Raw genomic sequence first — 12,351 nt, forward strand, 5'->3', positions numbered from 1 at the left:
AGCCGGTTCCTTTACGCTTTGGCCTGATTATCGCGCAGGCGCGGATCGAGAAAACCATAGAGCAGGTCAACAACGAAGTTTGACAGCACCATTGTGGAGGCAATCAGCAGCAGGATGCACTGCACTACTGCGAGATCACGGTTGGAGACAGCAACCACCAGCAGGCGTCCGACACCCGGCCATGAGAACAGGGATTCAATCACCACTGCACCGGCAACCAGCGAGCCGACCATAAAGCCGACCAGTGTCACAATCGGGATAGCTGCATTGGGCAATGCGTGATTGCGGATCACATCGCCCCAGCGCACACCTTTGGCACTGGCTGTGCGGATATAAGGTTGGCCGAGAATTTCGATCATTGCACTGCGGGCAAAACGGGCGAGAATGGCCGCACCGGCAATGCTCATTGTCAGTACCGGAAGAATGGCATGCATCCATGTATCACTACCGCCCGATGGCAGCCATTTCAGCGTCACGGAGAAGATTAGCACCAGCACCAGACCCAGCACGAAATTCGGCAGGGTAAAGCCGATAATGGCGGTCATCATCACCAGCCGATCGATGATACTGTCACGATGGAGTGCCGCATACACACCGGCAGGAATACCGATTGCCAGATTGAGCAGCAAGGTCGGAATGGTCAGCATCAGCGTGGCCGGAATACGCTCGGCAACCAGATCAATCGCTTTCTGGCCGTCGCGCATGGAAACACCGAGATCGCCCTGAAAAATCGCCCCGAAATAGCTGAAATATTGCACGAGGATCGGCTGATCCAGCCCCCATGCCTTGCGGAAGGCTTCAATCGCCTGCGGCGGTGCATCGGGGCCAAGAATGATCTGTGCCGGATCGCCGGACATGCGCAGCACGATAAAGGCAAAGGTCACAACCAGCATGACTGTAATAAAAGCCCGTAACAGACGGGTTAGGAAAAAGGAAATCATCAGTCTGTCCTGTTATCCGGCTAATGCTACGGGTTGCGTTTGGCCATCGTATAAGTGGCTTGTTTGCTTCTTGTCATAGAGATGACAGGCAACACTATGCTCTTTGCCGGTATGCAAGGTTTCCGGCACATCGGTGCGGCAGCGCTCCGAGGCAAAACGGCAACGCGGATGAAAGGCACAGCCGCTTGGTCTGGCTGCCGGATTTGGCGGCTCGCCCTGCAGGATAATACGATTGCTCAATAAAGTTCCGGGCACCGGAATACTGGAAACCAGTGCCTGCGTATAAGGATGTTGGGGTGCCTGAAAAATTACATCGGACGGTGCTTCCTCAACAATCCGTCCCAGATACATCACAGCCACGCGGTCGCTGATATTGCGCACCACTTTCAGATCATGGCTGATAAACACCATGGCAATACCGTTTTTCTCCTGCAGGTCGCGCAGCAGATTGACCACCTGCGCCTGAATGGAAACATCCAATGCAGAGACGGCTTCATCGCAAACCAGTAATTCGGGATTGCAGGCAATGGCGCGGGCAATCACCACACGCTGGCGCTGCCCGCCGGAAAGCTCATGGGGAAAGCGCGCTGCATGATGCGGCATCAGGCCAACGGACTGCATCAGTTCTTTCACCCGTGCCGCACGGCTTTCTTTGTCGCCAATACCGTGGATCAGCAGCGGTTCTTCAATTTGTGTGGCGATGGTCAGACGGCGGTCGAGGGCAGCCAGCGGGTCTTGATAGACAAGCTGCATGCGTTTGCGCAAAGCCCGCCATTCATTGGTGCGGGCAGGCGGCAGAACCTCGCCGTCAAAGCGCACTTCACCGGTACTCGGACGCTCCAGCCCCAGCAGCAGGCGACCGGTGGTGGATTTGCCGGAACCGCTTTCACCGACAATGCCCAGCGTCTTGCCTTTTTGTAAGGACAGGCTCACCGCATCAACGGCTTTGACTTCTGTCGGTTTGGCAAACAAACCGCGTTTGGAGGTATAGATTTTGCTTAGATTTTTTGCTTCGAGCAGTGGCTTGTTCATGACAGCACCTGCTGCTGTGTTGCGGACGCAGGGGCAATGAATGCAGCCGGTATGACCGGTGCCGGAGGAATAGTTGTGTCGCGTATTTCGACAGGGCGGAAACAGGCGACATAGCGATCATCCTGATTGCCGGTCAAAGGCGGCAGATCGCTTTTGCAACGATTTTCCGCACGGTTACAACGCGGAGAAAAAGCACAGCCTTTCGGCAATTTGCCCGGTTCAGGCACTGTGCCTTCAATCGGGATGAGACGTTCACGGCCGCCGTCAATACGCGGGATCGCATCAAAAAGCCCGCGTGTATAGGGATGGCGCGGCTGGGCAAACAATGCTTCAGTTGAGCTTTTCTCGATCATACGACCGGCATACATCACGCAGACCCGTTCGCAGATTTGCGATACGGCACCGAGATCATGGCTGATAAACACAATCGCCATGCCGGTTTCCTGACGGATACGGGCGAGCAGGTCGAGCACCTGTGCCTGAATAGTCGCGTCCAGCGCCGTGGTCGGCTCATCGGCAATCAGAAGATCCGGTTCACCGGCTAAGGCCATGGCGATCATCAGACGTTGGTTCTGGCCGCCGGAAAACTCATGCGGAAAATTATCAAGACGGCGGGCAGCATCGGGAATGCCAACCAGTTCCAGCAGGCGCAGCGCTTCTATGCGCGCAGCCGCACCGGAAATGCCGCGATGCAGTTTCACCGCTTCTTCAATCTGCTTGCCGACACGGATTACCGGATTGAGCGAAGAGGACGGGTCCTGAAAAATCATGGCAATGCGGGCACCGCGCACGGATTCCAGTTTGCGCCGTGGTGCGCCGACCAGATTAGCACCGTCAATGATGACAGAACCGGAGACGGTGGCTTTCTTCGGCAACAGCCCAAGCGCTGCCAGCCATGTCACGGATTTGCCGCAACCGGATTCCCCGACCAGCCCGACGGCTTCACCTTTTTCGATTTTCAGATTGATACCGTGCAAAACCTGCACGCCGTCAAAAGCCACTTTCAGATCGGCGATCTCGACCAAAGCCATCGACGCACTCCTGTCATAAAGAACGGCATCAAATGCCGAAGCAGAGAATGAAACAAAAAAGCCATGCGGATGGTGACATCCGCATGGCCTAAAGGGCTTAACCCCAGTTGTTGCTACGGAATTCCATGGCGAAGGCCGGTGCGGCTTTCCACTTCACGGATTTACGTTTGGCGGTGAAGGTCGCGTTCTGATGCAGAAGCGTATAGGCCGGATCTTCACGCTCGCAGATTTCCAGCATCCGCTTGAAGGCTTCACGGCGTTTGCCCTGATCCATGCTGGTTTCAAGGAAACCGGACAATTCGTTCATTTCCTTATTGGTCCATTCGCCAACCTGCTGCTGCTGGCCGTTCGGGCCGTGCTGGCTGACAATGGAAGAAACAGGATCATTGAACGGAGCCGAGTTTGACCAGTCACGCACAGCGCGTGTCGGGGTCTGTTCCAGAATTTGCTGCCAGTTTTCCTTCATTTCGATCTCAACATTGAGACCGGCCTGCTGCCACATCTCCACCAAAATCTGACCGGTTGCGGTCTGGTTGGTGTAGTAGTTGTTGAGCAGACGATAAGGGATCGGATCGCCTTTATAACCGGCTTCTTTAAGCAGTTGACGGGCGAGATCCGGATTATATTCCGGAACAGTCCAGTCCTTGATGAACATGTCATCATAATAAGACCATTGCAGACCAGCCGGAATTTCTGTGCGGCCTGCCCAGAGGCTATCCACGATAGCCTGACGGTCAATCGCATGGGTGAAAGCGCGGCGGATCAGCGGATTGGCAAGTTGCGGATGGTTCTTGTCAAATACGGTCAGACGGTGATTGAGAACCGCGCCGCCGAGAACTTCGAATTCCGGATTTTTCTCGATAGTTTCGATCTGATCCGGCGGGATATCGCAGGCGAAATCATATTCACCGGAGAGCAGGCCATTGACGCGGGAGGCCACTTCCGGCACCTCAATAAAGCGGATGCTTTTCAGCGGCGGGCGACCGCCCCAATACTCATCATGTGCTTCAAGCTGCAGATAATTATCCGGCTTGAATTCAACGATCTTATAAGGGCCGGTGGTCACAGGCTTGCGTGCCCAGTCCAGATAGCTGTTGGCTTCTTCAAAAGCGCGGCGGTTCATAATCTGGCTGCCGTAACGGGAAATGCGGCCTTCCAGTGTGATATCCGGCGTACCGTTTTTGAAGCGCACGGTATATTTATCGATGATCTCAACGCCGAGCAGTGACGGGAAATTGCGGCGCGCTGTGGCAGGCACTTCCGGCGGCAGTTCTTTGCTCTCGCGGTTGGTCGGGTTCATTTCCAGAACGCGCAGGGTCTCGCCGGTATTCGGTTTGGTATCACCGAACATGCGATCAGTGCTGAAAGTGAAGGCCACATCTTCGGCGGTCATTTCATCGCCGTTGTGGAATTTGACGCCTTGGCGCAGTTTCAGTTCAACAGTCTGATCGTCAATACGTTTCCACTCGGTCGCCAGTGCCGGTGCACGCACGAGATTATTCATATAATCAAGACCGATCAGCGCTTCCCACAATTGCGAGAAGAAGACGCGTTCGCCCACATTGGACTGTTCGCGCAATACATCAAGCGTATTGGAATTGGATACTTTCTGCACCGCAATGGTGATGGAAGGACGGTCATTGCTCTGCGCAATAGCAAAGCGTGGCAGGGTCAGAGAGGCTGCGCCGAAGCCGATCAGGCCGAGTGCATTACGCCGGTTAATCGAAACCATCAAAGGTCTCCCGTTGTTGACAGAAATGTCATGCCGTCCGGCCGTTAAAAGCAGGGGTAAAGACCATGCCGGCATGGGCTGGCAGCGGAATAGGCTCTCTGTATGACAGGGGTATAAATCTGATTTTATCTTTTCATGACGTTCTGTTGACGGTGGGGTTCTGTGTTGCAACGGTATGAATTATTTATGAAATTTTGAATTTTGAGCAATTTTGCACAAGGCTGTAAAATGCCTGACATATAATGCAGGCAAGAGCGCGCCCATGCGGTTGGCGGCAGAGTTGCTGCGCCGCTCTGTCGATGCATATTATGGAATTGTGCATCGCGTTTTGGCGCCATCCTTCAACGAGTGTGGCTATCTGATTATTATCGAGGACGAGACAATGTCTGAACTGCCGATTATTGGTGCTGCCCTGCTGGTTGAGGAAATGCCTGTTCATCGCGACTGGTATCTGGAAAAGCCGCGTGATCTGGAAATCCAGAGCTTTATCAACGCTGATGTTTTGATCGGCGACTGGAAACCGATGGCTGAAGAAATCAAAAAACAGCTGGATGGTCATCAGGGGCGTCTGGGCATTCACGGCCCGTTCTGGGGCTTTACCATTGATACGCCGGATCCGGATGTGCGTACCGTTGTGCAGAAACGTCTCGATCAGGCGCTGGATGTTTGTGAATTTCTCGGCGCGGATCAGGTCGTGATCCACAGCCCGTTCACCACATGGTCGTATAACCATCTGGATGACGGTTTTAACGGTCGTGAAGAAATCACCGAAAACACCCATCTTACTCTGGCACCGGCTATTCGCCGTGCAGAAAATATGGGCGTGACTTTTGTTATCGAGAATATTGAAGACATCAATCCGTTTGAGCGCCTGAAACTGGCTGACAGCTTCAATTCATCTGCAGTGGCGGTCTCTATTGATACCGGCCATGCGCATTATGCCCATGGCAATACCGGTGCTGCACCGGTTGATCATTTCGTTCATGCCGCTGCCAACCGTTTGCAGCATGTGCATTTGCAGGATGCGGATGGCTATGCAGACCGCCATTGGGCAACCGGTGACGGCACAGTCAACTGGAAAGCCGTTTTTGCAGCACTCAAGCAATATGACAGCAATCCGCGCCTGATTTTGGAAATGCGCGACCATAATGATATTAAAAAATCGATGAAATATCTGGAAGCTGTTGGTCTCGGACAGTAAACCTTTAGCAGCCGAAAAGAATTGTTGTTGCGTCCTGCCGGTGTTACACCGGCGGGATGTTGCATTTTGAGGAGCCTGTTATGTCTGTTTTGCGTCCGGTTTTGTCTGCCTGTCTTTTGTCTGTTTTATGGACAGGTACAGTGCTTGCACAACAAAATCCGGCAGAACCGCAGAAGCAGGAACAGGTTAAGGCGGAAGGCCCTTGCGCGGCTATTTTTGCTGAGGCGGATTTGTCTTCACTTCTGGACGGCGCTGAAATTACCTATCGTGCAGATGGCTGCACACTCAGCAATGTCACCATCGATGCCGGAACCTATCAGAGCTGGTCAGCCGAAACCGTTGAAATCCGCAGTGCTCCGCTGGAAAAGGACGCTGAATACTGGCCGGAATGGGCTGAAATCTCTGTCAAGTCTGTCGGATACTGGCCGTCCAGTCTCCCTGCGATGCGTTATTTAAGCAAAATTCAGAAGAATGGTTTTGATCTGAAACTGGCCTATCAATGGGATAAGGACAGTAAAATATTCCGCGTGAATGAAGCGCGTTTCTCCGGCCGGTATATTGGTGAAGTGCTGTCATCCGCGACGGTTGAGCTGTCTGAATTGCCGCGTTTTGATATTCTGGGGGCGCAAAGCTCGTCTCTGGAAACCATGAAAATTCGTGAGATTTCGACCGAGCTCGACGATCAGGGTTTCTTTGCAAATTATGTTATGACAACTATCGTCGGGATGATTGGTTATAATGATGATCCGGAACCGGAAATTGAAAAATATCGCTCTATGGCGCTGGCTTTTGTCGCGGGATTGTCAGCCAATATGATTGATGCCGACGGCAAACAGGCACTCAGCCGTTTGATTGCTGATCTGCCGCATCCACAATCTAAGGCCGCGATAAAGCTGGTTTTTGATCCGGCTTTTTCTGTGTCCCAATCCGATAGCTCACCTCTGGCTGTGCTGGCTGCGTTTCAGAAAAATCTGAAAATCAGTGCCGTTTATGCCGGTAAATAAGGCTTTGGCAGCATTTTTCTGAGCGGGTTTGACCGGACCTGCACAATTTTGATTACGCGGGCTTGCGTTTTGTGAAACGGTTTCCGGTGGTCTCGGTGTTTGGTTTTCGTTATAGCGGAAAAAACATTTCGTATCAGGCATCGGGACATTATTCATATGCAGGCTCTTGAACAGGCGTTTCCGCGCCGCGCAATTCAGATCAAAAACTCCGGCTTTTCCGGTGGTATTATTCTCTCTTTTGCGATGATTGTCTGTATGGCGCTTGGTGCGTTTCTGCTCTGGTACCAAGGGCCGGGTATTCTGCGCGACTATAAAATCAGCCAGAATCCGGTCGTGGATGAGAATGCCAGCTTGCGCAAAGGCGAGTGCAAAACCCGCCAGCTGATTATGACCGATTGTAAAGCCGATATTGTTTTCAAGGACAGTGCCGGTCAATCTGTTCAGGAGAGCGTCAGCTTCATGTTTTTTGATATGAAAAGTGGCGGTTATGATGTGGAAATCGTTCGCTCCGGTGATGATCCGTCACTCGTGACACTGGATTTGGGCATCGAAAAGCTCTGGGATCGTATTTTCACCCTTGGTGTTTTCACTGTGCTGCTGATCGGTGGTGCGATTGCAGTGATTGTGGCCATGTTCAGAACGCGTGGTCTGAATAAGAAAATCCGCAAACCGCTGCCTCTTAAGCCGGTTGCTGTCACAGTGACCGGTATTCAGTCGAATTACGGTATACGCAATGTGTTTTACAGCTATCTGAATGAAGCGGGTAAAAAGAAGAAGCGCGCCAGCCGCTTTAAAAAGAAAGAAGAACCGTTTTATCTGAGCGTTGCAGCCGGAAATAAGAAGAATGAAACACCCGCGCTCGCTGTGCTGCCACAGGGATGTGACGTGCCGGTGCTGCTGGATGCAGATCTGAACCGGCTTGACCTGACGGCGGATGAAAAACAGGCTATTGAGAACGCACTGGCAGTCTGACTGTAATAATGTGCAGAGAACTTGTTCTTTTGAACAGGTTCTCTTTAACTGGCGGAAATCGGACGATTTGTCGGGAAATAATGTTTACCGGCAATATGCAGGCACTTTATTAGGAATGCGCCTTTTGATGCTTGGCGTGACGCACACAAAATCTTGACATTCAGCTTATACTGGCAATTGTTTCCCTGTGCAGGTGATGGTTGATATTGATTTGTCAAACTATATTGCCTTGTGCGAACCCGGTATAAAAGGTGCGGAATGCTTGACAAAGGCTTGATACTGATTGTTGAAGATGAACCGGCAATTGCCGGTATTCTCGAAGCTTACCTCATCCGTGACGGGTTCCGCACAGTCTGTGCTTCTGACGGTGAAATAGCATTGCGCCATCATGCCATGCTTTCGCCGGATCTGATCCTGCTGGATGTCAAAATGCCCAAATATGACGGTTTTGAAGTTCTGGCGCGCATCAGGCGGGAAAGCAATATTCCGGTGATTATGATCAGCGCGCTGGCAGAAGATCTGGATCGTCTCTCAGGTCTGCGTCTCGGTGCGGATGATTATGTGATTAAGCCGTTCAACCCGCAGGAAGTTGTGGCGCGGGTGAATGCTGTGTTGCGCCGCACCCGTAATAATGCGGCCAATGCAGCGATCCGCTTTGAGAATATTCTGGTTGATTTTGATGCCCATGCGGCTTTCACCGATACGGATGAGGAGCGGCAGTTGCTGCCGTTAACGCTGAGCGAGTTTCGTATTCTCGCCCATATGATCCGGCGTCCGACCCATGCATTTCCGCGCAATGATCTGCTGGATGCCTGCCTGCCGCAAAGTGATGCGCTGGTTCGTACCATTGATACGCATATTGCCAATCTGCGCCGCAAAATTGAAGCATCAGGCGGGCCCTCCGGTCTGTTTCCGGCGGTGCGTGGTATTGGTTACCGTCTGGCAGAACCACGATGAAATTATCCCGCCTGTCACTGAGTACGGTTTCAGCTCTGGTCACAGCAGCGATGCTGATGCTCAGTTTTTCAATTATTTTCTTTGGTGTCATGTGGGTACAAGGCCTGTATGAGCAGCAATATCTGAGCCAGATCAGTGATAATGCCCGTCTCGCTTATGAGATGCTGGACAGGGGGGAGCTTCCGAAAGAGGCCGATTTTCTGGCTCTTGTCCAGCAACTGACGCCTTTATACGAAGATGCAGAGGCTGAGCTTTATCTTCTGGTGCTGAAATTCGGACTTGGGGCTGCGTTGATTTGCAGCCTCATCGGTTATTGGCTTGCCCGTAAATTCAGCAGCCCTTTGGAAAAGCTTACACGCGTAGTGAATAACCTGCGTGAAGGCGATTTTTCCGTCCGTGTTCCTGGCACGGTTAAAGGCACCAGCGAAGTTGCGATGCTTATCGAGCGCTTCAATGCGCTGGCAGAAGAGCTGGAGAATATGGAGCGCCGTCTGCGCTTCAACACCATGGCGGTTGCTCACGAGTTGCGTACGCCTCTGACCATTGTTCAGGGCATATTGCAGGGAATGGCCGATAAGATTTTTCCGCGGGATGATGACCGGATTCAAGACCTGCTGATGCAGGTGGAAGGTTTGACCCGTCTGGTCAATGACCTGCGTACATTATCGCTTGCAGCCAGCCAGAAACTGGTGACCGAGCGTTGTAATACAGATATTGCACAGGCGGCCGAGCAGGTCTTGCAGGCTTCACGCTCACTGCTTGCCGAAGCGGGAATGGTGCTGGAAACCAATCTGAAACGCGCCATCATTCCGGCGGACAGTCAGCGTCTGCGGCAGGCCATGCTGGCCGTTCTGGAAAATGCCTGCCGTTATGCATCATCCGGCGGATATTTGCGCTGTGAAAGCGGATATCTGAATAAAGAAGAAGCCTTTTTGCGTATTATTGATCGCGGACCGGGCTTCGATCAGGAATTTTCCGGTCATACGATTGATGTGTTCTGGCGTGGTGAGCCGTCCCGTGCAAGGGCAACCGGCGGGTCAGGTCTGGGCTTGTCAATTGTCCGTGCAATCGTGACTGCCCATGGCGGCAGGGTGGAACAGGCCAGTCTTGCTGAGGGCGGAGCTTCCGTGACCATGATTTTTCCGCGCAAATTGGCGGAGAATAAGCCGGACGGGACAGCGGCATAAACTCATAATATCCGGTTTTTAGTTCCGTATTATGGAGTAATGTTTTTACACAACTGTCATAAAATACAGTTTTCATAGGTAAATTATAAAAAAATTATTGAATATATTGTTTGACGATAAGTCTTAAACCGGATCACATCTTCTTCCGGTTAAATCTTGACAATTTTGCTGCACATCAACGCGTGTAATAAACGTGAGCGAGAATTGTTGAGTGCCATATTATACGGGGTTTCAGCCAGAATTTCAGGATAAGAAGAACCTGTCTGTCAAGTTGCAGCAGCGATTACACGCGCTTGTGTCTTCTTCATTCCTTCTGCGTAGTACGAAGCGACCGCAAGTCACCAGACGGAATCTTTGCAAAAGTGAGTTTTTACTGACCGGCCAACATATGATGTTTGCCGGACGGAGTGTCGTTCCATGAGAAAGCTACCTCATGATTTATATTTATGTTTTGTTTCTATTGTATTTATTCGTGTGTGAATTTTTATGGGTATAAATAATAATCCGCCTGCACTGATACGCAGTTCTGCCGGTCCATTGCACAGCAATGTTTCTGCCATTCGCCATGGCAATTACAGACTTAACATCCTGATAAGACTGGCAGTGATTGTCAGCTTTATCTTCATGGTGATACCGGTCATTGATATTACGGTTTCCGGCTGGTTTGCAGATCGTGCAGGCCAGTTTCCGCTACATGAGAACCGTTTCTTACTGACATTGCGTGATCTGCACCGCACTTTGCCGGCGATCATCGTGCCCGCATTGCTTACTTGTCTGATCATGCAAGGCCTGCTTAACCGGCGCTGGCTGCCTGCACCGCATAAGCTGCTTTATATTCTGTCTGTCTATGCTATCGGCGCGGCAGCTATTGTTCATGGTTTGAAATATATGGTCGGCCGTGCCCGTCCGAATGAAATTATGGAATTCGGCGGCAGTTCGTTTTTCAGTCCGGCATGGCAGATTGCCAAGAGCTGTCAGAGCAGTTGCTCTTTTCCGTCAGGTGAATCCGCGAGTGCTATGGCAATGCTTGCTATTCCGTTGGTTCTGGGCGGTACCAATCGTGTGCTGCTGCTGATTATTACCGGTTTTGCAGCTTTGGTTTTCTCACTGAACAGGCTGGTGATGGGTGCCCATTTCCTATCGGATATCACGCTGTCATGGCTGTTTGTTGCGATTACTATGGCATGGTTCTGGCCGGTTTTTCAGCGCCATGGCGATCGCATTGACAACTTCATTTTCAAGATCGGTCAGCGTATCCGTAATCGCGGTTTCGTGTGGCTGGCTCCGGTTGCGATGATCTGTAGCGGGCAGGGCTTGCACCAGTCCATTTTTTAAAAGCGCGGTGAAAAGCACTCGGCTCCGTATAGCCGAGTTCTGCCGCAATCATTCCGACAGGCTTATCGGTTTCTTGCAGCCAGTTCAGCGCATATTGGCGGCGCAGTTCTTCTTTTAGGCTGCTATAGCTCATGCCGTCTGCCCGCATATGGCGGCGTAATGTCGGCTCGGATATATGCAGGCTTTGCGCTGCCTGTGCAAAATCCGGCCAGTTGGCAGGCGGGGTTTCCCGCAGCAATTTGTGGATTGCTGAAGCACTGCCGCGATCATAGCGATAACGCAGCAGAATATTGGCCGGTGCCTGTGCCAGAAACTGCCTTAGGGCTGCTTTGCTGCGGTGGATTTTCAGCGACAGCAGTACAGGATCGAAGCTGAGGCTGGTCTCCTGTTGAAAAAAACGGACTTTGGTGCTGAAAAAATCCAGATAATCCGGCCTGTCCGGCGGAGGCGCACCGCGAAAACCAATATCGTGGATAGGCAGGCGCCGTTTTACCAGCCAGCACAGCAAACCGTAAAGAATGAGAAAAAAGGTGCGGTAGGCAAAGGCAGGGCGTGCTGGGCTCACCTCACGCAACACAATAACAGCCAGCTCATCGCGCAGGATCAATTCACCTTTAGGCTCACCGATCAGCAATGTGAAAAAGCGTAATGACCGGCGGATGGCATGTTCGAGATTATCGCTGGACAGAGCAGCGTGACACAGCATGGCGAAACTTCCGGGTGGCATCGGGCGCTGGCCGAAGCGGAAAAACTCGCATTGAATTTCCTCCGCAATCGCCAGCCAGAGGCGGCTGTAACGTACGGCATCCAGCTTGAAATCCGGTTGCTGTAAGGCATTGGCATCAATACCGGCACCTGCCAGCACAAGCGGTATTTTTGCAGGTGCATAGTGTTGCAAGACTGTCAGTGCATCATCAACAAAGCCACGACCGATCATGGTTTCCTCCTGCTCCTGAGTA

The 12,351-nt window shown here is 52.0% G+C and carries 11 protein-coding genes; 6 read left to right on the top strand and 5 right to left on the bottom strand.

What is annotated here, in order from left to right:
* Positions 1-11: 11 nt before the first annotated feature.
* From K1X45_RS12285 to K1X45_RS12300, 4 genes are all read right to left on the bottom strand, one after another.
* Positions 12-941 carry an ABC transporter permease gene (locus K1X45_RS12285; protein WP_075654182.1) on the bottom strand — a complete coding sequence of 310 codons (930 nt, stop codon included), beginning with the start codon at positions 939-941 and terminating at the stop codon, positions 12-14.
* A 12-nt stretch (positions 942-953) separates the two neighbouring features.
* Positions 954-1,973 carry an ABC transporter ATP-binding protein gene (locus tag K1X45_RS12290; protein ID WP_220158977.1) on the bottom strand — a complete coding sequence of 340 codons (1,020 nt, stop codon included), beginning with the start codon at positions 1,971-1,973 and terminating at the stop codon, positions 954-956.
* Positions 1,970-3,004 (bottom strand): ABC transporter ATP-binding protein, encoded by a 1,035-nt coding sequence (locus tag K1X45_RS12295; RefSeq protein WP_220158978.1) that lies wholly within the window; start codon positions 3,002-3,004, stop codon positions 1,970-1,972. The genes K1X45_RS12290 and K1X45_RS12295 overlap by 4 nt, the downstream gene beginning before the upstream one ends.
* Positions 3,005-3,101: 97 nt before the next feature.
* Complete coding sequence (locus tag K1X45_RS12300) at positions 3,102-4,736, bottom strand: ABC transporter substrate-binding protein (protein ID WP_220158979.1); 1,635 nt, start codon at positions 4,734-4,736, stop codon at positions 3,102-3,104.
* A 382-nt stretch (positions 4,737-5,118) separates the two neighbouring features.
* Here K1X45_RS12300 and K1X45_RS12305 point away from each other — a divergent pair, with 382 nt between their 5' ends.
* The 6 genes from K1X45_RS12305 to K1X45_RS12330 all read left to right on the top strand — a co-directional run bounded on the left by K1X45_RS12305 (position 5,119) and on the right by K1X45_RS12330 (position 11,392).
* Positions 5,119-5,937, top strand: a complete 819-nt coding sequence (locus K1X45_RS12305) for a sugar phosphate isomerase/epimerase (protein ID WP_028233466.1) — start codon at positions 5,119-5,121, stop codon at positions 5,935-5,937.
* 80 nt (positions 5,938-6,017) lie between these two features.
* Complete coding sequence (locus K1X45_RS12310; protein ID WP_220158980.1) at positions 6,018-6,941, top strand: hypothetical protein; 924 nt, start codon at positions 6,018-6,020, stop codon at positions 6,939-6,941.
* Positions 6,942-7,097: 156 nt separating this feature from the next.
* Positions 7,098-7,913: a hypothetical protein gene (locus K1X45_RS12315; RefSeq protein ID WP_220158981.1), complete on the top strand. Its 816-nt coding sequence runs from the start codon at positions 7,098-7,100 to the stop codon at positions 7,911-7,913.
* Positions 7,914-8,171: 258 nt separating this feature from the next.
* Positions 8,172-8,870, top strand: coding sequence for a response regulator transcription factor (locus tag K1X45_RS12320; RefSeq protein ID WP_022710844.1), 699 nt, complete (start codon positions 8,172-8,174; stop codon positions 8,868-8,870).
* Positions 8,867-10,057 carry an ATP-binding protein gene (locus K1X45_RS12325; protein ID WP_220158982.1) on the top strand — a complete coding sequence of 397 codons (1,191 nt, stop codon included), beginning with the start codon at positions 8,867-8,869 and terminating at the stop codon, positions 10,055-10,057. The genes K1X45_RS12320 and K1X45_RS12325 overlap by 4 nt, the downstream gene beginning before the upstream one ends.
* Positions 10,058-10,543: 486 nt before the next feature.
* A complete protein-coding gene (locus K1X45_RS12330) occupies positions 10,544-11,392 on the top strand; it encodes a phosphatase PAP2 family protein (protein ID WP_220158983.1) in 849 nt (282 codons plus the stop codon).
* Here the strand turns inward: K1X45_RS12330 and K1X45_RS12335 are convergent.
* Positions 11,295-12,329 carry an AraC family transcriptional regulator gene (locus K1X45_RS12335; RefSeq protein ID WP_220158984.1) on the bottom strand — a complete coding sequence of 345 codons (1,035 nt, stop codon included), beginning with the start codon at positions 12,327-12,329 and terminating at the stop codon, positions 11,295-11,297. The genes K1X45_RS12330 and K1X45_RS12335 overlap by 98 nt on opposite strands.
* Between the last annotated feature and the right edge of the window lie 22 nt (positions 12,330-12,351).

Origin of the sequence: Pseudochrobactrum sp. Wa41.01b-1, from assembly GCF_019464455.1 — a bacterium.
GTDB classification, from domain to species: Bacteria; Pseudomonadota; Alphaproteobacteria; order Rhizobiales; family Rhizobiaceae; genus Pseudochrobactrum; species Pseudochrobactrum saccharolyticum.